Below are 21,643 nucleotides of genomic sequence, written 5' to 3' on the forward strand. Positions count from 1 at the left end.
GCTGCCGAACCTGAGGGGCGGGGACCGCCGATGACCGTGGTCGACCGCCAGGAGTGGGACGTCGTCGTGGTCGGGGCGGGGGGCGCGGGACTGCGCGCCGCCGTCGAGGCCCGGGAGCGGGGCGCCCGCACGGCCGTCATCTGCAAGTCGCTGTTCGGCAAGGCGCACACCGTCATGGCCGAGGGCGGCATCGCGGCGGCGATGGCCAACGCCAACGAGCACGACAACTGGCAGGTCCACTTCCGCGACACCCTGCGCGGCGGGAAGTTCCTCAACCAGTGGCGGATGGCCGAACTGCACGCCCGCGAGGCCCCGGACCGGGTCTGGGAACTGGAGACCTGGGGCGCGCTGTTCGACCGCACCAAGGACGGCCGCATCTCGCAGCGCAACTTCGGCGGCCACGAGTACCCGCGCCTGGCCCACGTCGGCGACCGCACCGGCCTGGAGCTGATCCGCACCCTCCAGCAGAAGATCGTCTCGTTGCAGCAGGAGGACCACCGAGCCACCGGCGACTACGAGTCCCGGCTGAAGGTGTTCCAGGAGTGCACGGTCACCCGCGTCCTCAAGGACGGCTCCCGGGTCAGCGGGGTGTTCGCCTACGACCGCGAGAGCGGCCGCTTCTTCGTCCTCAAGGCGCCCTCCGTGGTCATCGCGACGGGCGGCATCGGCAAGTCCTTCAAGGTGACGTCGAACTCGTGGGAGTACACCGGCGACGGCCACGCGCTGGCCCTGCTCGCCGGGGCGCCCCTGCTCAACATGGAGTTCGTGCAGTTCCACCCCACGGGCATGGTCTGGCCGCCGTCGGTCAAGGGCATCCTCGTCACGGAGTCCGTCCGCGGCGACGGCGGGGTGCTGCGCAACTCCGAGGGCAAGCGGTTCATGTTCGACTACGTCCCGGACGTCTTCAAGGAGAAGTACGCCGAGTCCGAGGAGGAGGGCGACCGCTGGTACGAGGACCCGGACCACAACCGGCGTCCCCCCGAGCTGCTCCCCCGCGACGAGGTGGCCCGCGCCATCAACTCCGAGGTGAAGGCGGGTCGCGGCTCCCCGCACGGCGGCGTCTTCCTCGACGTGTCGACGCGCATGCCCGCCGAGGTCATCAGGCGCCGGCTGCCGTCGATGTACCACCAGTTCAAGGAGCTGGCGGACGTCGACATCACCGCCGAGGCGATGGAGGTCGGGCCGACCTGCCACTACGTGATGGGCGGCATCGCGGTCGACTCCGACACCGCGGCCGCCCGCGGGGTGCCCGGGCTGTTCGCGGCCGGTGAGGTGGCGGGCGGCATGCACGGCTCCAACCGGCTCGGCGGCAACTCCCTCTCCGACCTGCTGGTGTTCGGCCGCCGGGCGGGCCTGTACGCGGCCGAGCACGCGGCGGCGACCGTCCACGAGCGGCCGCCGGTCGACGACGCCCAGGTGGACGCGGCGGCCGCGGAGGCCCTGCGTCCCTTCTCGGCGGAGGCGACCGGTGAGGAGCCCGAGGGCGGACCGGCGGAGAACCCGTACGCGGTGCACCAGGAGCTGCAACAGACCATGAACGACCTGGTCGGCATCATCCGCCGGGAGGGCGAGATGAGGCAGGCCCTGCGCAAGCTGGCGCAGCTGCGCGTGCGGGCCCGGCGGGCCGGCGTCGAGGGCCACCGCCAGTTCAACCCCGGCTGGCACCTGGCCCTCGACCTGCGCAACATGCTGCTGGTCAGCGAGTGCGTGGCGCGGGCGGCCCTGGAACGCACCGAGTCCCGCGGCGGCCACACCCGCGAGGACCACCCGACGATGGAACGCCTCTGGCGCAACGTCAACCTGGTGTGCCGGCTGGCCGATCCGGCCGAGGACCCGCGGGCGGCCGATTCCGAGGACGGCCGGATCCGGCTCGTGCGGGAGACCACCGAACCCATCCGCCCCGACCTGCTCGCCCTCTTCGAGAAGGAGGAGCTGGTCAAGTACCTCACCGAAGAGGAGCTGTACGAATGAGCAGCTACGACGCCCACTTCAGGGTGTGGCGGGGCGACGTGCGGGGCGGAGACCTGGAGGACTTCACGATCGAGGTCAACGACGGCGAGGTCGTCCTGGACATCGTCCACCGGCTCCAGTCCACGCAGGCGCCCGACCTCGCCGTGCGCTGGAACTGCAAGGCGGGCAAGTGCGGTTCCTGCTCGGCGGAGGTCAACGGGCGTCCCCGGCTGATGTGCATGACCCGCATGTCGGTCTTCGACCGGGCGGAGACCATCACCGTCACCCCGCTGCGGGCCTTCCCCGTGATCCGCGATCTGGTGACGGACGTGGGCTTCAACTACCACAAGGCGCGGGAGGTCCCGGCGTTCGTGGCGCCCGAGGGTCTCGGGCCCGGCGAGTACCGGATGTTCCAGGAGGACGTGGACCGCTCGCAGGAGTTCCGCAAGTGCATCGAGTGCTTCCTGTGCCAGGACACCTGCCATGTCGTGCGCGACCACGAGGAGAACAAGACGGCCTTCGCGGGGCCGCGCTTCCTCATGCGCGTCGCCGAGCTGGACATGCACCCGCTGGACGCGGCCGAGGAGAGCGGTCTGGACCGCAAGCGCACGGCCCAGGAGGAGCACGGGCTCGGCTACTGCAACATCACCAAGTGCTGCACCGAGGTCTGCCCCGAGGGCATCAGGATCACCGACAACGCGCTGATCCCGCTGAAGGAGCGCGCGGTGGACCGCAAGTACGACCCACTGGTGTGGCTCGGCTCGAAGATCAGGAGGCGGCCGTCGTAGACGCCGGGGGCAGCCGGGGGGTGCGGCCGGGGCGCCGGGCGAGCGTCTGAAGGCCGAGCCCGGCGAAGTTGACGATCATCCCGGCGAGCGGGACGTAGAAGTCCAGCGCCCGTCCGTCGGTGGCCAGTGGGCCGAGGAACATGAAGGTGCCCAGGCCCACGGCGCTCATCAGGGCGCCGGTCCCCCACAGTCTCGGCCGCAGCACCAGTCTGCGGCCGAGCGGCGGCACCCACTCCCGGGTGACGGCCGCGACGCCGATCAGCCCCATGATCGTCACGCTGACGGCGCCGATGCCCGCCATGGCCCAGTACATGCCGTCATGATCCCAGCGATCCCGCGGCCGGCAAGGATCCGGCGGGCAAAGAACCGGTCAGCTCACCGGACCCAACCCCCCTGGTAGGCGCGCCAGTCGGTCTCCGTCGCCGTGAAGTCGACGTAGGCCGCGACGCCGAAGCCGGCGCGGTCGGCGTCGGTCCGCGACAGCCCCAGCCGGACGCCCCGGACGGCGGCGGCGACGGTCTCCGCGTGCGCCCAGTGGCCGAACCGGTTCTCGCGGTAGAAGGGCAGCCCCATCAACAGGTCGGTGGAAGCCGGGGTGGCCTCCAGGGCCAGCGAGGTCTGCTGGGCGACATAGCCGCCGTAGGTGCTCTGCAACGGCTGCATGGTGTCGTACGACATGACCGCGATCTGGTCGACCCGGCGGGCGACCGCCCCGAAGAACCGCTGCGACCACCACTTGGGATGGCCGGTGGTCGCTTTCCAGAACGCGTGGAAGCCGGGCAACGGGTCGATCTGGTGGGCGGCCACGGAGAGCTGGGCGTGCCGGGCGCGGGTGACGGCGCGCAGGGCGTCGAGGAGGGCGAGGTAGTGGCCGTCGCCGGAGTGCAGGGGTTCGAGGTCGAAGTGCGCGCCCTGGAAGCCTGCCGCGAGGACCTCCCGGGTCGACCGCACGACGGCGGCACGGGTCGCCGCGCGCTCCAGGCGCATGCCGTGCGGGCTCTCGCTGGCGAGGACGTCGCCCAGCCAGGCCTGGACGCGGAGGTTCGGCGCCTCCCGGTGCACGGCGGCGACGAACCACCGCGCACGGGGGTAGGCGGACGCGGGCAGCGTGCCGTCGTGCTCCAGCGGACCGGCGTGCACGTAGAGGTCGCGGATGCCGGTGTCCCGCAGCCGGGCGGCCAGGGTCCTGACATCGGCGTCGCTCTTGCGGCCGTCGACCCAGGCGTGGCCCAGCCACAGGGCGTCCTTGCCGCGGGTGCGCGTGCCCTCGGCCGGATCGCCCATGTAGTTCACGCGCAGCGCCGCCTCCGCGACCAGCACCGGCACGAGGACGAGCAGCGCCACGGCGAACGCCCCGCGGCGCGCCCACCGCGCCCACCGTCTTCCCCGGACGGTCTTCCCGCCGTCGCGGCCGCCCTCCCCCGGGCCGCCCCGGGGCACGGCCTCGGCATCGGTCGCGGAGGCGTTCGCCGTCCCGGTCCCGCCGTCCGTCGCGCCCTCGGTCTCGCGCTCGTCGCCCTGCTCCGTCCCGTTCGCGGTCTCGGTCCCGGCATCCGTCTCGTGCTCGTGCTCGTGCTCGTGCTCGTGCTTGGTCTCGGTCTGTGCGGTCGTCCGTCCCGGTGAACGGTCCATCGGGCCCCCTCCCGTGTCGTCCCGCCCCACGCTCCCCAGGTCGGGTGCATCCCGCTCGCGTGCGCGCATTCACGGCCATACGCTCGCAAACGTGACCCCTTCGCAGCCTCGTCGAGGCCGACCCCGGCGAACCGGCTCGCACCTGTCCGTACGGGTGGCCCACACCGTGCTGGGCGGGACGGTCGGAGTCGTGTGGCTGGTGTTGCCGGGGATGACGTCCGGCAGCGGGGTTCCGGTTGCGATCAAGGAACCGACGCCCGCGGCGAGCCCGGCCCCGGCCGCGGTCACCGCCGACGGCGGGCGGTCCACCGTCGATCTGGTGCTGCCGCTGGTGGCCGTCGGCGCGGCCGGCGCGGCGGCCGGGTACGCGTACATACGCCGGATCGGACGCACCCGTGACCGGACGACCCCCGGCGGGGCGGGCGGCCACGCGCCCGCGCAGTCGCCGCCGCGGCCGGACGACCTCGACGAACAGGCCTGTGCCGCGCTGGTCGCGGCCGACGACCGGGTCCGCGCGGCCCGCTGCGAACTCGGCTTCGCCGAGCAGCTGTTCGCCGCGCAGGACACCGCCCGCTTCCGCCGCGTCATCGACGAGGCTGCGGCCGAACTGGCCGCCGCGTTCCGGATGCGGCAGCGCTACGACGAGGGGACGCCGGCGGAGGAGGCGGCCCGCGCCCACGCGCTCGCCGGGATCGTCGGCCGGTGCGAGGAGGCGCGGGCGCTGCTGGACTCCGCGTCCGGGGCGTTCGAGGGGCTGCGTGCGCCGGGCCGGGCGTCGGGCGAGGCCCTGGTGGTCGCCGAAGGGCGGTTCCGGGAGCTGACCGGGCGGGTGGGAGCCGCGGAGGCCGTCCTCGCCGGGTTGCGGATCCGGTACGCGCCCACCGCCACCGAGGGCGTCGTCGGCAGCGTCGAACAGGCGCGGGACCGGCTGCTGTTCGCCACCGTCCGGCTGAACGAGGCACGCCAGGCGGCCGATTCGGGGCAGCCGGAGCGGGCGGCCCGGCATCTGGGGGCCGCCGAGGGGGTCATAGCCCAGGCCGCCGTCCTCCTGGAGGGCGTCGACCGGCTGGCCGCCGAACTGAGGGCGGCCGAGCAGACAGCGCCGGCGGCCCTCGCGGCGGCGCAGGCGGAGGTGTCCCGAGCCCGCGCGGCACACGCGCGACCGGGGGACGCAGCGAGCGGGGACCCGCAGAGCGGGGCGACCGCGGCGGGGGACGGTGCGCAGGCGGAGCGGCCGGTGATCGTCGCGCCGTCCGGCACGCCCCCGGGTGAGCTGCACGCCCGTCTGCCCCGGGCCGACGCCGTCCTCGCGTCGATCCGTCGGCGACTGCCGGCCGACCGCCCCGCGAACGGCTCACCCGGCCACCGGACCGACGCCCTCGCCCCCGAACCCCCACCGAGCGCCGCACAGGAGGCCGGTGGACCCGAGCCCGCCGCTCCCGGGGCGGGGGGTGCGGGGTGGGATCCGGTGGGGGTGCTGCGGCGGATCGTGGAGGCGACCTCGTTCCTCGGGCCGACGTCGGACGAGGCCCTGCGGACCGCCGCTCTGATCACGGCCCGGGCCGCCACCGCCGCCGCGGCCGACTTCGTCGAGACGCACCGCGGGGCCGTGGGCGCGACCGCGCGCACCCGGCTGGCGGAGGCGCAGCGGCTGCTGGCGACCGGTGACCCGGCGGACCGTCCGCCCGCCGACGCCTTCGCCGGGGAGGCCCGTGACCTGGCCGAACGCGACGTCCGGGCGCACGGGAACCCCTACGCGGGGCCGGACCACACCGTGGGCGTCGGCGGGGCCGTCCTCGGCGGCGTCGTACCGGCCGAGGACCCCGACGGCGGGACGCCCGCGGGCTTCGCCGGACCGGCCGCGCCCGCCCCGGCGGGGTGAGCGCCCGTCAGAACAGGCTCAGCAGGGCTTCCGCCGGGTCCGTCAGCGTCGTCTCGCCGTCGGGCAGAGGCAGTTCGAACCACACCGTCTTGCCGCGCGGGGTGCGGCGCGATCCCCAGGCCGCCGAGAGCAGCCCGACCAGTTGCAGGCCCCGGCCGCCCTCGTCGGTGTCCCGGGCGCGGCGGCGGCGCGGCTGGACGAGGCCCGCGTCCCACACCTCGCACACCAGGGTGCGGTCCAGCAGCAACCGGAGTCTGATCTCCCCCTCGCCGTAGCGCAGCGCGTTGGTGACCAGCTCGCTGACCAGCAACTCCGTGGTGTCGACGAGGGCTTCGAGGTCCCAGGACAGCAACTGGGCCCGCGCGTACTCCCGCGCCCGGCCCACGCTGCGCGGCTCGCGCGGCAGCGTCCAGTCGCCGACCGAGTCGGCGGGCAGTCCCTGCACGCGTGCCATCAGCAGCGCGATGTCGTCCTCGCCGTGGTGGGAGTCGAGCGTGTTCAGGACGTGGTCGCAGACGTCCTCCAGCGGCCTCGTCGGGTCGGTGAGCGCTCCGACGAACGCGTTGAGACCCTCGTCCAGGGGATGGTCGCGGGACTCGACCAGGCCGTCGGTGTAGAGCGCCAGCAGCGCGCCCTCGGGGAGGTCGACCTCCACCTCCTCGAAGGGTTCGCCGCCCACGCCGAGCGGCATGCCCGGCGGCACGTCGAGCATCAGGGCCGGCTCGCCGGGCTCGACGAGGACCGGGGGCAGATGGCCCGCGTTGGCGAAGGTGCAGCGCCGGGTCACCGAGTCGTAGACCGCGTACACGCAGGTCGCGAGGTACACCTCGGACAGGTCGGCCTCGCGGGGCCGGCGGGCGGCGCGGGTGGCCTGCTGGACCCCGCCCGGGGTGCCGAGCCCGCGCGCGATCTCGTCCAACGCCGAGAGCACCTCGGCCGGTTCGAGGTCGAGCAGGGCCAGCGTGCGCACGGCCGTGCGCAGTTCGCCCATCGCGACCGCGGCCCGCAGCCCGCGGCCCATCACGTCGCCCACCACCAGCGCTGTGCGGTGGCCGGGCAGTTCGATGACGTCGAACCAGTCGCCGCCCACCTCGCTGGGCCGGCCCATCGAGACGTTGCCGGGAAGGTAGCGGCAGGCGATGTCCAGACCCGATGCCACCGGGTCGCCGGGCGGCAGCAGCGACCGTTGCAGTATCAACGCCCGCTCGTGCTCGCGCCGGTAGAGCCGGGCGTTGTCGATGCAGACCGCGGCGCGCGCCGCGAGTTCCACGGCCAGGTCCCGGTCGCGGTCGCCGAACGGCTCGCTGCCCTTGGTCCGCGAGAACTGCGCGAGGCCGACGACGGTGTCGTGGGCGACCATCGGGACGGCGAGGGTGGACTGCACGAGGCCGCCCTCCTCGCCGGGGATGGTCTGCGGGCGGGCGGTGCGCAGGGCGTCCGCACAGGGCGAGTTGAACGGGAAGTGGTGGACCGCGCCGACCGCGACGGGCGCGCCCGCACCCGGGAAGGGGGCGTCGGACACGGCGGAGGAGAAGGCGACCCGGCGCAGTTCCGCGCTTCCGTCGGCGAGGCCGGGCGGGGTCTCGTCGCCGGCCAGGAGGCCCTGGTAGAGGTCCACGGTGGCCAGGTCGCAGAAGCCGGGCACGACCACGTCGAGGAGTTCGCGCGCGGTCGTCTCCAGGTCGAGGGAGTTCCCTATGCGGGCTCCCGCCTCGTTCAGGAGGGCGAGATTGCGCCGTGCGGCGGCGGCTTCGCGCGCGGCGGCCCGACGGGCGGTGATGTCGGTGCCGAGCCAGGCGATGCCGATGGGACGGCCGCTGCCGCTGTGCACCCGGTACAGGTTGATCGACCAGTGCCGGCGTTCCTCGGAGCCGGGGACGAACCCGGTGACGTGCATGTCGGTGATGGAGTCACCGGTCTCCAGGACCCGGCGCAGGGTGGCGCTGACGCGCTCGGCCTCGGGCCGGGGCAGGTAGTCGTGGACGCCCTTGCCGCGGTGCTCGTCGGGGGTGCCGCCGAAGATGGAGGCGAACCGGTGGTTGGCGCGGCGCACCCGCAGGTCGGGGTCGATCAGCAGGAAGCCGAACGGGGATTGGCCGAAAATCGCCTGCGAGGCGGCGAGGTCGGTCTCGATGCTGCGGAGCGTGCGGACGTCGACGACGATGCAGACGGCGGCCTTCTCGCCGTCCAGACTGCGCGTCGGCATGACGTACACCTCGGCGAGGCCCTGCTCGCCGCGCCCGCCGCCGGGCACCGGATCGGGCATCCGGAAGGGGACCACACCGGTCCACTCCCGTCCGTCGAGGATCTCGGCCATCTTGCGCTGGCCGCGTTCACGCAGGTCGGGGTCGACGAACGCGTCGATGGGGTCCATGCCGACGGCTCGCTCGGCGGGAATGCCGAAGATCTGCTCGGCGCGCAGGCTCCACTGGTCGACGAGGCCGTCAGGGCCGATGGAGAACGAGGCGACCTTGATGTAGTCGTAGATCGAGCCGGGCGGACTGCTCTGCCACATGGCGTCACCGGGCGTCGCCGCTTCGCCCTCCCCGTCGCCGGGGCCGTGCACGGCGTCGGCGACGGGCGCGCCCGCGGCCTCCGCCCTCGCGCGGCCCGACGGGTCCTCGGACTCCGTGGCCTTCGCTGGTATCTCGCTCACGCGAACCGTCCCCTCCAGCTCACCGCGTCCGGCACCGGTCACCGGCGGCGGCTGCCCGCAGTATCCAGCACTACGGGTCCGCACGACACGGTGTTCACGATCACAGCACGGTCCAGGCGTTTTCCGGCCCGTCCCGCGACAACACTTCCAGTCTTCTAACCAGCGGGCACGTGGTCGAATCACACCTTCGGGCACCGTTCCCGGACCCGCACCGGACAGGCACGGCGGGAGCCCCGCCGTACACCGGGGTCATCCCCATGTCACACCCCGTCAACCCGGCACCGCGAGCTCGAACCACACGGTCTTGCCGGCGCTTCCCGGCCGGGTTCCCCAGCGGCGCGCGGAGGAGGCCACGAGCTGTAGCCCGCGCCCGCTCTCGTCGTCGGGGCGGGCGACCCGCTCGCGGGGCGGGTCCGGCAGCGGGTCGGACACCTCCACCAGGAGCACGCCCCGCAGCCGTGCCGGGCGGATCAGACGCACGCCGATGGGACCGGTCGCGTGCCGAAGGGCGTTGGTCACCAGTTCGCTGACCAGCAGAGCCGCGATGTCGCCCACGCTGTCGAGGTCCCAGCGGTGCAGCTGGTCGCGAACGGCGCCGCGGGCGGTGCGCACCGCACCGGGCTCCGCGGGAAACGACCACTCGGCCCGGTCGCCCTCGGTGTCGATCACGCCGATCACTTCCCAGCCCAGCGAGTGCACCCATGTCCGGTTTCGTGGGGTTAATGGGCACATACCCGATATCCCGCGGCGAGTACCGCTCGGCAGGGCGCACAGTGGCACGAACGGCGTACAGCCTGCCACCGTCCGGCCCGCCGACGCGCCCCCTGGACGCGCCCCCCGCGGCGGGGTGCCGCGCCGAGGTCCGCGGGGGGGGTACGGCGGGATGTGCGGCGCGGGGTGGGCCCGCGCCCACCGGTCCCCTCCGGGGTCGCCGAGGCCGTCGGGGCTCAGCGGGTGTCCGCGGCGAGCGCGGCGAGCGTCTCGCGCACCGCGGGCACGTCCTGGTCGAGCCACTCGACGTCCCAGACCTCGTCCGGGGCGAGCCAGCGCAGCGCGTCGTGGTCCTCGAGCGGTCGGGGCGCGGCCGAGCCGGGACGGAGCCGGGCCGTCCACACCTGGAGGACGTAGGGCGGCCTCAGGGGCCACTCCCCCGGAACCCGCCCCACGGTCTCGGCGTCTACGCCGAGTTCCTCGCGCAGTTCGCGCACGAGCGCCGCCTCGGGCCTCTCCCCGGGCTCGACCTTTCCGCCGGGCAGTTCCCAGCGCCCGGCGAGCTCCGGGGGCGCGCTGCGGCGGGCGGCGAGCAGGCGGCCGGCGTCGAGCAGGGCCGCTCCCACCACCACGATCCGTTCCGTCATGCGGCGGAGCCTACGGGACGGGGTCAGTTCAGCGTGCCGTCCCCGTTCTGCGCCTGGGCCTGGGCCGGATGCTGCGGCTGGGGGTGGTGGGAGGCCTGGGGGTGGCGCTGCGGCTGCCCCTGGGCCTGGCCGACCCGCTCGACCCAGTAGAGCTGTTTGTGCCCGCGGCCGTCGAGGCTGTCCGCGGTCTCCTGGGCCTCGGCCCGGGTCGCGTACCTGCCCACGCGGTAGCGGTTGCCGTTGTCGTCCTGCCGTATGACGAGCCAGGGCAAGGAGGTGGTGCTGTCGTTCATCGCGCCCTCCGCCCCCTTCCCGTCCCGGCCCGGCCGGATCCCGTCCGCGGCGCGCCGCGCGCTCCGCCTGCCAAGGAAACCGCAATCCGCATATGCCCGAGCGTACGCCTTACCTTTACGCACCGAACACGGCTTTGCACAAAGAGGTACGCAACCAGCCAAGACGCAGGGGGCGCACGAGACCGAACGCGCCGTGCGTGCGCCGCAACGGGTCCGGTCGGCGCGGTTCCGGGCGCATACCGGTCGACCTGCGGGATTGAGCGGAAACGACCGGATTCCGACGGCGCGCGAGCCGCTCTCCGGCAGGCGAGTTCCGGGGGCAACTGCCGGAAGGGTGTGCGCCGCCCGGCCGGATGCGCTACGGCCCCGGGACGCCCGCACGCCTCCCCCGCTCCACCCGCCCCGCCGGACCCGGGCGCCCGCTCCCCGGGACGAAGGGCCGCGCGCGGCGGCGACGGGCCGCGGGCGGACGACGGACCGCCGGTGGACGACGGACCGCTCGCCCCGGGCGGCTACTTCACCGGCAGGTGGTACGCGACCCGGTAGCGGTCGGCCGGGATCACCACGTCGGCCGTCTCGACCGGACGGCCCGAGGCGTAGTACGTGCGCTGCACGACCAGCACCACGTGCCCGGGGACGCCGCCGAGGGTCAGGAGTTCCTCCGCCAGGCCGGGGCGGGCCCCCACCTCCTCCGTGACGTTGTCGACGATGACGTCGATGGCCCGCATCCGCTCGACGACGCCCATGCCGCCCAACGGGCCCTCCTCGGGGAGCATCACCGGGGTGCGGCCGGTGACCGCGAGGGGCTCCCAGGAGGTGGAGAGCATCATGGCCTCGCCGGCCTCCCTGAAGACGTACTTCGTGCGCATGACCCGGTCGCCGGGTTTGATGCCGAGCCGCTCCGCGACGGCGACGCCCGCCTCGACCTGCTCGCTGCTGGACTCCCACGTCCCCCGGGTGTGCGCGTCGGCCTGCTCCTGGCGGAAGGGCGTCGCCCCGCTCACCGGGCGGTAGCCGGAGCGGGCGATCCGGCGGGGCACGGGCCGCTCGCGCACGTAGGTCCCCGAACCGGAGCGGCCCTCGACCAGCCCCTCGGCCATCAGCACCTTGCGGGCCTCCAGGGCCACGGTGTCCGAGACGCCGTACTCCTCGCGGATTCTCGCCTGGGACGGCAGGCGGGTGTGCGGTGGCAGCGACCCGTCGGCGATCTTCTTGCGGAGATCACCCGCGACACGCAGATACGCCGGCTGCTCACCGAATGTCACTGGCCACTCCCATCAGGTTGTACAGACAGCTACAGCCTGGCAACCGTGGGTTGGGCCGTGCAAGCAAAGGCCAGGGAATCACTCGATGTGATGACATCTGCTCGCGAAACGCTTTACCCAGGCACTTTCTCCCCGCTGTCGACGTGATCACACATCGAGGTCGCTCTCACCGTCGCTCCCGCCCGCCCCGCCGGCCCCGCTGTCGGAGCCCTCGTCGTAGGCGGGCGGCGTGGTGGCCAGGCCCAAAGCCTCGCGTGCGGTGACGGTCGAGCGGCCGTCCACGTAGCCGTAGGCCCTCTCGTAGTGCGCGGAGAAGCCGTCGGCGTCGGTGGCCTTCGCCGCCGCCGCCCACTCCCGGCTCGCCGTCCGCAGGTCCTTCGCCAGGGCGGCGACGGGCCCGCCGGCCTTGGCGGACCAGGTGCGGGCCCCCAGCGCGGCCGCCTGCCGCTCGGTGGCCTCCCCGGCCTCCCCGGCCCACGTCCGCTCGGCGGCCCGGTCCTCGCCGGCGGAGGACTCCGGCTCCTGTCCGAGGACCTCGTCGACGGCGGCCATCGCCTTGAGGAAGGCCAGTTGGTCGGCGTCGAGGGTGGTCTCGTCGGCGCGGAGCGAGCCGGTCAGGGCGCCCTTGTCGTCCACGGGGCCGAACACGCAGGTGATCTCCCGGTCGCCGGCCCTCCAGCTCTGTGGGGTGGGCGTGAGGTAGTAGACGTCCACGTCGTCGGTGAGCGCCCACGGGTCCATCGCGTAGGCGTCCTGGAGCCGGAAGCAGGTGTCGTCGGCCTGCCGCGTGACGCGGTCGTCGCCCGGGAAGCCGCTGCCCGACAGCGGGACGGTCGCGAAGACCTCGGCGTCGTGCTCGCCCGAGCACGGCACCTCGTCGACGTCGTAGACCTCCTCGTCGAAGGTGTCGCCCGGCATGTCGAAGCAGTCGCCCTTGGCGAGCGAGAAACCGGAGCGCGCGCTCGCGCCGTCCTTGAACCCCTGCCAGAAGTCGGACGCGCCGCCTGTGGCCAGGGCGAGCACCCACAGCGCGAGGCCGACGGAGGACAGGATCGCGCCCGCGACCGCCATCCCCTTGCCGCGCTCGCCCCGCTTCCTGATCTGCGTCAGCGCGACGGCCGCGAGGACCAGACCGACGGCCGGCAGGAAGCAGAGGATGCCGAGCACGAGGGCGGCGACCGCCAGGCCGTTGACCGCCGGAGGCCGCCCGTAAGGGTTGTACCCCTGCCCCCAGACCGGGTAGGGCGTCGCGCCTGGGTGGGGAGCCTGCGGGTACGGGCCCGGGTACCCGGGAGCGCCCTGGTGCCCCTGCGGGCCGTACGGCCCCGGTGCGTACGGGGCGGGGCCGTACGGCCCGTGCGCGTGCGGGTCCTTCGGCGGTGCGAACGGGTCCTGCGGGTACGGGCTCGGCGGCTGCGGGGGCCGGTACGGGTCCTGGGGCTGGTGGGGCCCTGGCGGCGGAGGTATGGACACGAGCACCGTGCTCCTGGTTCTGGCAAGGGGATCGAAAGGGTTCGGGGCGGTCGCAGGGCGGTCCGGTCGGTGACGCGGGCGGGGCGGGGCGTCGCGCGGAGGGCCGCTCGGCGGGCTGCTCCCGCGGGGCGGCCGATCATGCGCTCCGGTCAGTCTGGCAGGGGTTTCGCCCGTCGGATCCGAACCGGCGTGCGACGACCGCGCACCGCCCCCGGCGGCCGGGCGGCCGAGGGGCCGGGCTGTCGCGTGGCGGGCTGCCGGGCCCTCTCGTGCCCGGCTCTCGCCCGCCGGGCTGCCGGTGCCCGGCCGGCCCGGTCGGGGGCGGCGGCCTAGAGGCGGTGGGAGGGCTCGGGAGCGTCCCGGGGGCGGAGGGCCAGTCTGGTCTGCTCCTCCTCGACGATGCGGCGGGCGAGACCGTCGTCGGAGACGTCGACCGCGTCCGGGCTCGCCTCCGCGGTGTCACTGCGCCGGGCGTAGGCGTCGAACAGGCGGTTCTTGTTCCTCCTCCAGGTCCAGGACGTCACCCAGGCGGACAGCCTCACCGCGGTGCACCTGCTGAACGACGCCGGCGGCCTGCACGGCCACAAGAACGCCGTCGACTCTCTCGTCGCCGCGATGGCGCTCCGCTCCCCCGCACCCGTCCTTGTACTGACCTCGGATCGCGACGACTGATCGAAACCGTGCGGTGATCGCGTACAGATCAAGGACGTCTGACACCTGCCGACATCATGGCGGGACAGCACTACACGGCTGGTGACGCTGCGGCGATTTCACGCGGGGTAATGCCTCTGGCCATTTCTGAAACCGGATGCACCGGGCGGGAAGCCGGTGGCCGATCATCTGGTCGGGGGCCGAAGCGGGTGTCGTACTCGTTGCTCCGCGCTCTTTCCGGTGTGGTCGGCCTTGAAGCAGCAGCGCAGAATCGATCGCCTCCCTCACTCCCGCCACGAGGTACGCCGCGTGGAGCACCGCACGGGAGCCCTCGTCTCCAGCACCATCCCCGCACGGAAAAACGCCAAGGGCCCGGCCCCGAAGAGCCGGACCCTCTCTGACCTGCATGTTCGCCAGATCAGCGACATGGTGTTGAGTCACTCACTGACCCATCGCCAAAAGGCAGAAAACGGGCCAGGGGGAAATCACACCGCCACGAGCCGGATCCGATCGCCGCACAGCTTGGCCATGTCGTCAATATCGGAAGTCAGCATGACCACGGGGCGGTGCTGTCGCAGCGCGACCTCGGCGACGGCCGCATCGATCGCGTACTTGTGTCCGTGCAACCCGGCATTCATCAGCAACTTCGAGGCCACCCTCGCCTCCTCGTCACCGACCGGGACGACCCGCAGCCCCGAAAGCACCCAGTCCAGGCGGGACTTGTTCGTACGGACGTGGACGACTTCGATGATGGTGAGCGCGCTGATCACGACTTCCATGCCGCGCGAGCGCGCCTCAGCGATCAGAGCCACCACCTGCTCGTCGTCGGCGAGCAGCTGCGAGAGCCCCTCACTGTCGAGGACCAGCGTCCCCTCGTGACTCACCCTGCGGCGGGCCACTCAGCCTCCTCGGCGAACACCTCGTCGAAGACCTGCCGCGCCCGCTGACGAGCCGGCTCGGAGACCGGCCCCTTGCGACTCTCGTAGTCCGCCAGGTACTCGTCCAGGACCTGCCCACGCAGCTCACGCTCGACCGCCTCGGCGATGAACGCAGAGAACTCCCGCTTGCCCACGCGCGCCCGAATCGCCTCCGCGGTCCCCTCCGGCAGCGACAGGCTCACCCGCGTCGCCGGTCCCTCCCCAATGCCGTACGTCGTCTCACCCATAGCCCGAGTGTGTCAAACGAGTAGGAAAAGCGCGAGCGCCACGGATCGCATCCGCACGGGCCCCGGAGTCGTGAAGTAGCCGCACGGATGGAGCACCACCCGCCTGCCTGTCGCATCGGGAGATCACTGCCCGAAATCCAGCACGTGCGTTCTCATCCCATCCCAGCACCATCGCAGCACGGAAAAACGCCAAGGGCCCGGCCCCGAAGAGCCGGACCCTCTCTGACCTGCATGTTCGCCAGATCAGCGACATGGTGTCGAGCCACTCGCTACACGTTGAAGCGGAACGTTCAGCTCAGAGCTCCGGCCTGCGCAAACACGGTTCCGGAAGTGGCTATCCAGCACCTATCCAGCACGGTGCGAGTTCATCCAGCACATCCAGCACCACGGCGCCCGGCAAGGTGGTGTACACATGGCACACTCGGTACGCTTGAGCGCATGACGCAGCCGCTGCCCATAGAGTCCATCCGCGACGTGCGCGCACACCTGGCTGAGGTTGTAGAGCGCGCGGATCGCGACGACGTACCCACAGTGATCACGCGCCGAGGCAAGGAAGTCGCCGCCGTGGTCTCCATCGAGGTGCTGCGCAAGTACCAGGAGTGGGAAGAGCGCGAGATCAACCGGATCATCGACGAGCGCATGGCCAACCCGGCACCTGGCATCCCGATCGAGGACATCATGAGGGAGACGCTGGCGCGCGGTGAGTGAGTACCGAACCGTCTTCCGGCCAGAGGCGCAGGCCGAGCTTCGGAAGATCCCGCGCGACATGGCGCTGCGCATCCTGGCCAAGCTGACCGAGCTGGAGAGCGACCCTCTCGGCTTCAACACCACCGCGCTCGTGTCGCAGCCGGAACGCCGTCGGCTGCGGGTCGGCGACTACCGCGTCGTCTACACGATCGACAACGGGGAGCTCGTGGTGTGGGTCGTGCACGTCGGGCATCGCTCCACCGTTTACGACACCTGACGCCAGCTGATCAAACGTCAGAATATCCAGCACCCATCCAGCACGGTGACGGCGAAGGGGTCGACCCCCCGAGGAGTCGACCCCTTCTGACCTGCCCGCTTGACGGATTATCTAGCGTGCAGTAACTGTTCGATTACACGTTGAAGCGGAACTCCACCACGTCGCCGTCCTGCATCACGTAGTCCTTGCCCTCCATGCGCGCCTTGCCCTTCGCGCGGGCCTCGGCGACCGAGCCGGTCTCCACCAGGTCGGCGAAGGAGATGACCTCCGCCTTGATGAAGCCCTTCTGGAAGTCGGTGTGGATGACGCCGGCGGCCTCGGGGGCGGTGGCCCCCTTCTTGATCGTCCAGGCGCGGGACTCCTTGGGGCCGGCCGTGAGGTAGGTCTGGAGGCCGAGGGTGTCGAAGCCGACGCGGGCGAGGGTGGTGAGACCGGGCTCCTCCGCGCCGACGGACTCCAGGAGCTCCATGGCGTCGTCCTCGTCCAGCTCGGCGAGGTCCGCCTCCAGCTTGGCGTTGAGGAAGATCGCCTCGGCGGGGGCGACGAGGGCGCGCTGCGCGGCCTTGAAGTCCTCGTCGACCAGCTCGTCCTCGTCGACGTTGAAGACGTAGAGGAAGGGCTTGGTGGTGAGCAGGTGCAGGTCGTGCAGGAGCTCCTCGTTGCCGGAGCCCTGGACGATGCCCGCGGAGAACAGGGTGTCGCCCTTCTCCAGGATCGCCTTCGCCGCCTCGACCGCCGCGACCTTGGGCGCGATGTCCTTCTTGATCCGCGACTCCTTCTGGAGGCGGGGCAGGACCTTCTCGATGGTTTGCAGGTCGGCGAGGATCAGCTCGGTGTTGATCGTCTCGATGTCGTCCTTGGGCGAGACCTTGCCGTCGACGTGGACGACGTTCTCGTCCTTGAAGGCACGGATGACCTGGCAGATCGCGTCGGACTCGCGGATGTTCGCCAGGAACTTGTTGCCCAGGCCCTCACCCTCGGAGGCGCCCTTGACGATGCCCGCGATGTCGACGAAGTCGACGGTCGCCGGGAGGACGCGCTGCGAGGAGAAGATCTCGGCCAGTTTGGTCAGGCGCGCGTCGGGGACGCCGACCACGCCCACGTTCGGCTCGATCGTGGCGAACGGGTAGTTGGCCGCCAGCACGTCGTTCTTGGTCAGGGCGTTGAACAGGGTCGACTTGCCGACATTCGGCAGACCGACGATTCCGATCGTGAGCGACACGTTGCGACTTCCCGTGGTGAGAGGGCCGTAGGGCCCGTTCCCGGAGTGAGAGGGCCAGGGGCCAGAGGGCTGGCCGATCCACCAGTTTACGGCGTGGCCGGCCCCGGTCCGGCGGCCCTGTCGAACGGATGGCCAGGCATCGCCGCACGGCGTGTCCGACACCCGATTCAGCACATAAACCGACCTAAGTTGGTCCGGTGGAGCAACACAGGACGCGCCCCCCGAAGCAAGGAATCCGACCCGGCGGGCAGGAGCCGCCGCCTCAGGCCGACCGCGAGAGAATCCGCAGATCGCCCCGCCCCTCCGGCCGGCCCGCCCGCCCCCTCGGGCAGCGGCCGGTCCCGGCGGCGACGGGCCGGCCGGCCGTGCCGGGCGCGGTGCGGCGGCTGCCCGGCCCGCGGCTCACCGGTCTGGGCGGCGGTCTGTTCAGCGGGGCGCTGATGTTCGTGCTCGGGTACCTGGACCAGGTGCTGTTCGGGGCCTCGCTGACGGTGTACAGCGTGCTGTTCCTGCTGGTGTGCGTGCTCACCGGCCTGTGGGTGCGCGGGGCCGAGCTGCTCGCCGCGCCCGTGGTCGCGCCGATCGCCTTCGCGTTCGGGCTGCTGCCCGTGGCCAGGAGCGGCGACGGGGCCGGGGAGCGCCTGGCGGGATTGGTGACGGCACTGGCCACGCAGGTGGGCTGGCTGTACGGGGGCACCCTGCTGGCCGGACTGACCGTCCTGGCCCGCGGCCTGCACCGCGCGACGGCCCGCCGCCGCGCGGCGTCGCCGCGCCGTTGACCCCCTTCGGGGCCCGGCGCTCTTCCACCCGCGAACGAGAGGGGAAGCGCGCCGGGGTCCGTCTACTCCGGCTTGGCCGCTCGCATCGCCGCGCCGACGATTCCCGCGTTGTTCTGGAGCTGGGCCGGCACGATCTCCGCCCGGATGCCCTCGATGAAGTGCAGGAACTTGTCGGCCTTGCGGCTGACGCCGCCGCCGACGATGAACAGCTCGGGCGAGAAGAGCATCTCGACGTGGGCCAGGTATTTCTGGACGCGGTGCGCCCAGTGCTCCCACGTCAGCTCGTGGTCCTCCCGGGCCTTGCTGCTGGCGCGCTTCTCCGCGTCGTGGCCGTGCAGTTCCAGGTGGCCGAGCTCGGTGTTGGGGACCAGGACGCCGTCGACGAAGAGGGCGCTGCCGATGCCGGTGCCGAACGTCAGCAGGATCACCGTGCCGCTGCGGTCGCGGCCGGCGCCGAAGGACATCTCGGCGACGCCCGCCGCGTCCGCGTCGTTGACCACGGTCACCGGCAGCCCGCCGAGCCGCTCGCTGAACAGGGCGCGCGCGTCGGTGTCGATCCAGCCCTTGTCGACGTTGGCGGCCGTGCGGACGGTGGATCCGCCGGTGACCACGCCGGGGAAGGTCAGGCCGACGGGCCCGGTCCAGCCGAAGTGCTCCACGACCTGCCGTACGCCGTCGGCGACGCCCTCGGGAGTCGCCGGTTGCGGGGTGAGGACTTTGTGGCGCTCCTGAGCCAGGTCGCCCCTGTCCAGGTCCACGGGAGCACCCTTGATCCCGGATCCGCCGATGTCCACGCCGAAGATCTGCATGGCCCTACGTTACGACGATCGACTGACAGTCACTCAGCCGAGGAGCCGGAAGCGCCGCTTCCGCCCCGCTCGGCGACCAGCGCCGCCGCCTCTTCCCGCAGGTCACGGCGGAGTTCCTTGGGCAGGGAGAAGGTGATGTGCTCTTCGGCGGCCTTGACCAGCTCGACGTCGCCGTAACCGCGCTCGGTGAGCCACGCGAGGACCTCCTCCACGAGGACCTCCGGGACGGAGGCGCCCGAGGTGACGCCCACCGTGGTGACGCCCTCCAGCCAGGCCTCGTCGATCTCGCTCGCGAAGTCGACCAGGTAGGCCTCGCGGGATCCGGCGAGCTTGGCCACCTCGACGAGCCGCTTGGAGTTGGAGGAGTTGCGCGAGCCGACCACGATGACCAGCTCGGCCTCCGCGCCCATCTGCTTCACGGCGAGCTGACGGTTCTGCGTGGCGTAGCAGATGTCGTCGCTCGGCGGCGAGACGAGCTGCGGGAACTTCTCCTTGAGGGCGTCGACCGTCTCCATCGTCTCGTCGACGGAGAGGGTGGTCTGGGAGAGCCAGACGATCTTCGACGGGTCGCGGACCTCGACCTTGGCGACGTCCTCGGGGCCGTCGACGAGCTGGATGTGGTCCGGGGCCTCGCCGGAGGTGCCGATGACCTCCTCGTGGCCCTCGTGCCCGATCAGCAGGATGTCGTAGTCCTCCTGGGCGAAGCGGACGGCCTCCTTGTGGACCTTGGTGACCAGCGGGCAGGTCGCGTCGATGGTGGCCAGACGCCCGCGCGCGGCCTCCTCGTGGACGACGGGGGCGACGCCGTGCGCGGAGAACATCACGATGTTGCCCGGGGGCACCTCCTCCGTCCGCTCGACGAAGACGGCGCCCTTCTTCTCCAGGGTCTGCACGACGTACTTGTTGTGGACGATCTCGTGCCGGACGTAGACCGGCGCCCCGTACTGCTCCAGCGCCTTCTCGACGGCGATCACGGCGCGGTCGACGCCCGCGCAGTAGCCCCGGGGGGCGGCGAGCAGGACACGGCGGCGGCCAGGCGAAGCAGTCATGCGTCCCATCGTAAGGCCGTGCCCGGCTCCGCTCGGCGTGCGCCGGGGGCGTGCCCGCCGGGCCGGGGCGCGGGGCCCTGGTCGTGGGGCCCGGTCGTGGGGCCCGGTCGTGGGGCCCGGTCGTGGACCCCGGGTTGTCGGTCCGTGCCGATACTCTCGACCGCATGGCTGTGAACACGTCCGCGGACGCCCCGCTGCCCGTCGGCCAGGTCTCGCGGCTCATCGGGGGATGGATCGACCGGCTCGGCGCGGTGTGGGTCGAGGGGCAGATCACCCAGCTGTCCCGGCGCCCGGGCGCGGGCGTCGTCTTCCTGACGCTGCGGGACCCGTCGCACGACATCTCCGTGGGCGTGACGTGCTTCCGCCAGGTCTACGACGCGGTGGCGGACGTCGTGGGCGAGGGCGCCCGGGTCGTCGTCCACGCCAAGCCGGAGTGGTACGCGCCGCGCGGACAGTTGTCGCTGCGGGCCGTGGAGATAAAGCCGGTCGGCGTCGGGGAACTGCTGGCGCGGCTGGAGCAGTTGAAGAAGTCGCTGGCCGCGGAGGGGCTCTTCGCGCCGTCGCGGAAGAAGCCGCTGCCCTTCCTGCCCCAGCTGATCGGGCTGGTGTGCGGGCGGGCCTCCGCCGCCGAGCGGGACGTCCTGGAGAACGCCCGGCACCGCTGGCCCGCGGTCCGCTTCGAGGTGCGCAACGTCGCCGTGCAGGGGGTGCACGCGGTGACGCAGGTCGTCCAGGCGGTGAAGGAGCTGGACGCGCTGGACGAGGTGGACGTGATCGTCGTCGCGCGCGGCGGCGGCAGCGTGGAGGATCTGCTGCCGTTCTCCGACGAGCAGCTGGTCCGCGCGGTGGCGGCCTGTCGCACGCCCGTGGTCTCGGCCATCGGGCACGAGCCGGACAACCCGCTGCTCGACCACGTGGCCGACCTGCGCGCCTCGACGCCGACGGACGCCGCGAAGAAGGTGGTGCCGGACGTCGGCGAGGAGCTGGAGCGGGTGCGGATGCTGCGCGGGCGCGCCCGCCGGTGCGTGGAGGCCGCGGTGGAGCGGGAGGAGCGCGGGCTCGCGCACGCCCTCGCGCGACCGGCGCTCCAGGATCCGCACCGGATGATCGACGAGCGGGCCGACCATGTCGCCTCGCTCGCGGACCGCGCGCGGCGCACGCTCGGGCACCTCCTGGACCGTGCCGACTCCGAGCTGACGCACACGCACGCGCGCGTGGTCGCCCTGTCGCCGGCCGCCACCCTGCGGCGCGGGTACGCCGTGCTGCAACGGACCGACGGGCATGTGGTGCGGGACCCGGGCGAGGTGACGGCGGACGACGTGCTGCGCGCGCGGGTCGCCGAGGGCGAGTTCACCGTCCGGGTCGACGGCCCGGGCGGCGCGGGTGCGGCGGGCGGCGTCGACGACCAGGCAGGAACCGGCAAGGGAATGGGTGCATGACGAGCAGGACGGACGAGGCCCTCGGCTACGAGCAGGCCCGCGACGAGTTGATCGAGGTCGTACGGCGGCTGGAGGCGGGGGGCACGACGCTGGAGGAGTCCCTCGCCCTGTGGGAGCGCGGCGAGGAGCTGGCCAAGGTGTGCCGGCGCTGGCTGGAGGGCGCCCGGGCACGGCTGGACGCGGCGCTGGCCGAGGAGAAGACGGACGAGGAGCGGAACCGGGCCCCGAGCGGCGCGGCCGACGAGTGACGCCCGGCACGTGACGCACG

General features: G+C 72.6%; 22 protein-coding genes and 1 pseudogene. 9 read left to right on the forward strand and 14 right to left on the reverse strand.

All coding sequences use genetic code 11. The annotated features are described in order from the left end of the window. Window positions 1-30 precede the first annotated feature (30 nt). Window positions 31-1,971: a fumarate reductase/succinate dehydrogenase flavoprotein subunit gene (locus tag KMS84_RS09585; protein WP_256915677.1), complete on the forward strand. Its 1,941-nt coding sequence runs from the start codon at window positions 31-33 to the stop codon at window positions 1,969-1,971. Continuing rightward, window positions 1,968-2,738, forward strand: a complete 771-nt coding sequence (locus tag KMS84_RS09590) for a succinate dehydrogenase/fumarate reductase iron-sulfur subunit (RefSeq protein ID WP_256915678.1) — start codon at window positions 1,968-1,970, stop codon at window positions 2,736-2,738. Before KMS84_RS09585 ends, KMS84_RS09590 begins: the two co-directional genes overlap by 4 nt. Here KMS84_RS09590 and KMS84_RS09595 read toward each other — a convergent pair. Together KMS84_RS09595 and KMS84_RS09600 are read right to left on the reverse strand one after the other, a co-directional pair. Further along, window positions 2,719-3,051, reverse strand: a complete 333-nt coding sequence (locus KMS84_RS09595; protein ID WP_256915679.1) for a hypothetical protein — start codon at window positions 3,049-3,051, stop codon at window positions 2,719-2,721. The genes KMS84_RS09590 and KMS84_RS09595 overlap by 20 nt on opposite strands. Before the next feature lie 62 nt (window positions 3,052-3,113). Further along, window positions 3,114-4,370 carry a glycoside hydrolase family 18 protein gene (locus KMS84_RS09600; RefSeq protein WP_256915680.1) on the reverse strand — a complete coding sequence of 419 codons (1,257 nt, stop codon included), beginning with the start codon at window positions 4,368-4,370 and terminating at the stop codon, window positions 3,114-3,116. 91 nt (window positions 4,371-4,461) lie between these two features. Between KMS84_RS09600 and KMS84_RS09605 the strand changes: the two genes are divergently transcribed. Continuing rightward, window positions 4,462-6,252, forward strand: a complete 1,791-nt coding sequence (locus KMS84_RS09605) for a hypothetical protein (RefSeq protein ID WP_256915681.1) — start codon at window positions 4,462-4,464, stop codon at window positions 6,250-6,252. 7 nt (window positions 6,253-6,259) lie between these two features. On the opposite strand, the gene KMS84_RS09610 is transcribed toward KMS84_RS09605, so the two are convergent. From KMS84_RS09610 to KMS84_RS09640, 7 genes are all read right to left on the reverse strand, one after another. Next, the gene (locus KMS84_RS09610) at window positions 6,260-8,908 is read right to left on the reverse strand and encodes a SpoIIE family protein phosphatase (RefSeq protein ID WP_256915682.1); all 2,649 of its coding nucleotides are present in this window, start codon (window positions 8,906-8,908) and stop codon (window positions 6,260-6,262) included. Between the two features lie 270 nt (window positions 8,909-9,178). Further along, a complete protein-coding gene (locus KMS84_RS09615) occupies window positions 9,179-9,607 on the reverse strand; it encodes an ATP-binding protein (RefSeq protein ID WP_256915683.1) in 429 nt (142 codons plus the stop codon). A gap of 248 nt (window positions 9,608-9,855) precedes the next feature. After that, a complete protein-coding gene (locus KMS84_RS09620; protein ID WP_256915684.1) occupies window positions 9,856-10,266 on the reverse strand; it encodes a (deoxy)nucleoside triphosphate pyrophosphohydrolase in 411 nt (136 codons plus the stop codon). Between the two features lie 23 nt (window positions 10,267-10,289). Beyond that, on the reverse strand, window positions 10,290-10,559 hold the full coding sequence (locus KMS84_RS09625; RefSeq protein WP_256915685.1) for a hypothetical protein: 270 nt from the start codon (window positions 10,557-10,559) through the stop codon (window positions 10,290-10,292). Between the two features lie 512 nt (window positions 10,560-11,071). Continuing rightward, complete coding sequence (locus KMS84_RS09630; RefSeq protein WP_256915686.1) at window positions 11,072-11,824, reverse strand: GntR family transcriptional regulator; 753 nt, start codon at window positions 11,822-11,824, stop codon at window positions 11,072-11,074. A gap of 147 nt (window positions 11,825-11,971) precedes the next feature. After that, window positions 11,972-13,297, reverse strand: coding sequence for a DUF4190 domain-containing protein (locus KMS84_RS09635; RefSeq protein WP_256915687.1), 1,326 nt, complete (start codon window positions 13,295-13,297; stop codon window positions 11,972-11,974). Window positions 13,298-13,626: 329 nt separating this feature from the next. Next, window positions 13,627-13,839 (reverse strand): hypothetical protein, encoded by a 213-nt coding sequence (locus tag KMS84_RS09640; RefSeq protein WP_256915703.1) that lies wholly within the window; start codon window positions 13,837-13,839, stop codon window positions 13,627-13,629. On the opposite strand from KMS84_RS09640, the pseudogene KMS84_RS09645 reads away from it, so the two are divergent. Next, window positions 13,802-13,969, forward strand: a pseudogene (locus tag KMS84_RS09645) (DNA-binding protein); the annotation flags it as partial. The gene KMS84_RS09640 and the pseudogene KMS84_RS09645 overlap by 38 nt on opposite strands. Before the next feature lie 464 nt (window positions 13,970-14,433). Here KMS84_RS09645 and KMS84_RS09650 read toward each other — a convergent pair. Continuing rightward, window positions 14,434-14,847 (reverse strand): PIN domain-containing protein, encoded by a 414-nt coding sequence (locus tag KMS84_RS09650; RefSeq protein ID WP_256915688.1) that lies wholly within the window; start codon window positions 14,845-14,847, stop codon window positions 14,434-14,436. After that, window positions 14,829-15,113 (reverse strand): hypothetical protein, encoded by a 285-nt coding sequence (locus KMS84_RS09655; RefSeq protein ID WP_256915689.1) that lies wholly within the window; start codon window positions 15,111-15,113, stop codon window positions 14,829-14,831. The genes KMS84_RS09650 and KMS84_RS09655 overlap by 19 nt, the downstream gene beginning before the upstream one ends. Before the next feature lie 438 nt (window positions 15,114-15,551). Between KMS84_RS09655 and KMS84_RS09660 the strand changes: the two genes are divergently transcribed. Next, entirely contained in the window at window positions 15,552-15,821 is a 270-nt protein-coding gene (locus tag KMS84_RS09660; RefSeq protein ID WP_019434848.1) for a type II toxin-antitoxin system Phd/YefM family antitoxin, read from the forward strand. Beyond that, window positions 15,814-16,077 (forward strand): type II toxin-antitoxin system RelE family toxin, encoded by a 264-nt coding sequence (locus tag KMS84_RS09665; RefSeq protein ID WP_093677539.1) that lies wholly within the window; start codon window positions 15,814-15,816, stop codon window positions 16,075-16,077. Before KMS84_RS09660 ends, KMS84_RS09665 begins: the two co-directional genes overlap by 8 nt. A gap of 133 nt (window positions 16,078-16,210) precedes the next feature. Here the strand turns inward: KMS84_RS09665 and ychF are convergent, their stop codons facing one another. Then, complete coding sequence (ychF, locus tag KMS84_RS09670; RefSeq protein WP_256915690.1) at window positions 16,211-17,299, reverse strand: redox-regulated ATPase YchF; 1,089 nt, start codon at window positions 17,297-17,299, stop codon at window positions 16,211-16,213. Window positions 17,300-17,664: 365 nt separating this feature from the next. Between ychF and KMS84_RS09675 the strand changes: the two genes are divergently transcribed. After that, window positions 17,665-18,078, forward strand: coding sequence for a DUF6542 domain-containing protein (locus KMS84_RS09675; RefSeq protein ID WP_256915691.1), 414 nt, complete (start codon window positions 17,665-17,667; stop codon window positions 18,076-18,078). Window positions 18,079-18,140: 62 nt separating this feature from the next. On the opposite strand, the gene ppgK is transcribed toward KMS84_RS09675, so the two are convergent. After that, on the reverse strand, window positions 18,141-18,887 hold the full coding sequence (ppgK, locus tag KMS84_RS09680; RefSeq protein ID WP_256915692.1) for a polyphosphate--glucose phosphotransferase: 747 nt from the start codon (window positions 18,885-18,887) through the stop codon (window positions 18,141-18,143). A gap of 29 nt (window positions 18,888-18,916) precedes the next feature. Further along, window positions 18,917-19,936 carry a 4-hydroxy-3-methylbut-2-enyl diphosphate reductase gene (locus KMS84_RS09685; RefSeq protein ID WP_256915693.1) on the reverse strand — a complete coding sequence of 340 codons (1,020 nt, stop codon included), beginning with the start codon at window positions 19,934-19,936 and terminating at the stop codon, window positions 18,917-18,919. Window positions 19,937-20,100: 164 nt separating this feature from the next. Here KMS84_RS09685 and xseA point away from each other — a divergent pair, with 164 nt between their 5' ends. Together xseA and KMS84_RS09695 are read left to right on the forward strand one after the other, a co-directional pair. Continuing rightward, the gene (gene xseA, locus KMS84_RS09690; protein ID WP_256915694.1) at window positions 20,101-21,375 is read left to right on the forward strand and encodes an exodeoxyribonuclease VII large subunit; all 1,275 of its coding nucleotides are present in this window, start codon (window positions 20,101-20,103) and stop codon (window positions 21,373-21,375) included. Further along, on the forward strand, window positions 21,372-21,623 hold the full coding sequence (locus KMS84_RS09695; RefSeq protein WP_256915695.1) for an exodeoxyribonuclease VII small subunit: 252 nt from the start codon (window positions 21,372-21,374) through the stop codon (window positions 21,621-21,623). Before xseA ends, KMS84_RS09695 begins: the two co-directional genes overlap by 4 nt. Window positions 21,624-21,643: the final 20 nt, after the last annotated feature.

It is taken from the genome of Streptomyces hilarionis (genome assembly GCF_024539675.1).
GTDB lineage: Bacteria > Actinomycetota > Actinomycetes > Streptomycetales > Streptomycetaceae > Streptomyces > Streptomyces hilarionis.

Excerpts from the sequence above, each read along its gene's own strand:
- KMS84_RS09585 (WP_256915677.1), top strand. The coding sequence starts at position 31 with ATGACCGTGGTCGACCGCCAGGAGTGGGACGTCGTCGTGGTCGGGGCG.
- KMS84_RS09590 (WP_256915678.1), top strand. The coding sequence starts at position 1,968 with ATGAGCAGCTACGACGCCCACTTCAGGGTGTGGCGGGGCGACGTGCGG.
- KMS84_RS09595 (WP_256915679.1), bottom strand. The coding sequence starts at position 3,051 with ATGTACTGGGCCATGGCGGGCATCGGCGCCGTCAGCGTGACGATCATG.
- KMS84_RS09600 (WP_256915680.1), bottom strand. The coding sequence starts at position 4,370 with ATGGACCGTTCACCGGGACGGACGACCGCACAGACCGAGACCAAGCAC.
- KMS84_RS09620 (WP_256915684.1), bottom strand. The coding sequence starts at position 10,266 with ATGACGGAACGGATCGTGGTGGTGGGAGCGGCCCTGCTCGACGCCGGC.
- KMS84_RS09625 (WP_256915685.1), bottom strand. The coding sequence starts at position 10,559 with ATGAACGACAGCACCACCTCCTTGCCCTGGCTCGTCATACGGCAGGAC.
- KMS84_RS09655 (WP_256915689.1), bottom strand. The coding sequence starts at position 15,113 with ATGGGTGAGACGACGTACGGCATTGGGGAGGGACCGGCGACGCGGGTG.
- KMS84_RS09660 (WP_019434848.1), top strand. The coding sequence starts at position 15,552 with ATGACGCAGCCGCTGCCCATAGAGTCCATCCGCGACGTGCGCGCACAC.
- ppgK (WP_256915692.1), bottom strand. The coding sequence starts at position 18,887 with ATGCAGATCTTCGGCGTGGACATCGGCGGATCCGGGATCAAGGGTGCT.
- KMS84_RS09685 (WP_256915693.1), bottom strand. The coding sequence starts at position 19,936 with ATGACTGCTTCGCCTGGCCGCCGCCGTGTCCTGCTCGCCGCCCCCCGG.
- xseA (WP_256915694.1), top strand. The coding sequence starts at position 20,101 with ATGGCTGTGAACACGTCCGCGGACGCCCCGCTGCCCGTCGGCCAGGTC.
- KMS84_RS09695 (WP_256915695.1), top strand. The coding sequence starts at position 21,372 with ATGACGAGCAGGACGGACGAGGCCCTCGGCTACGAGCAGGCCCGCGAC.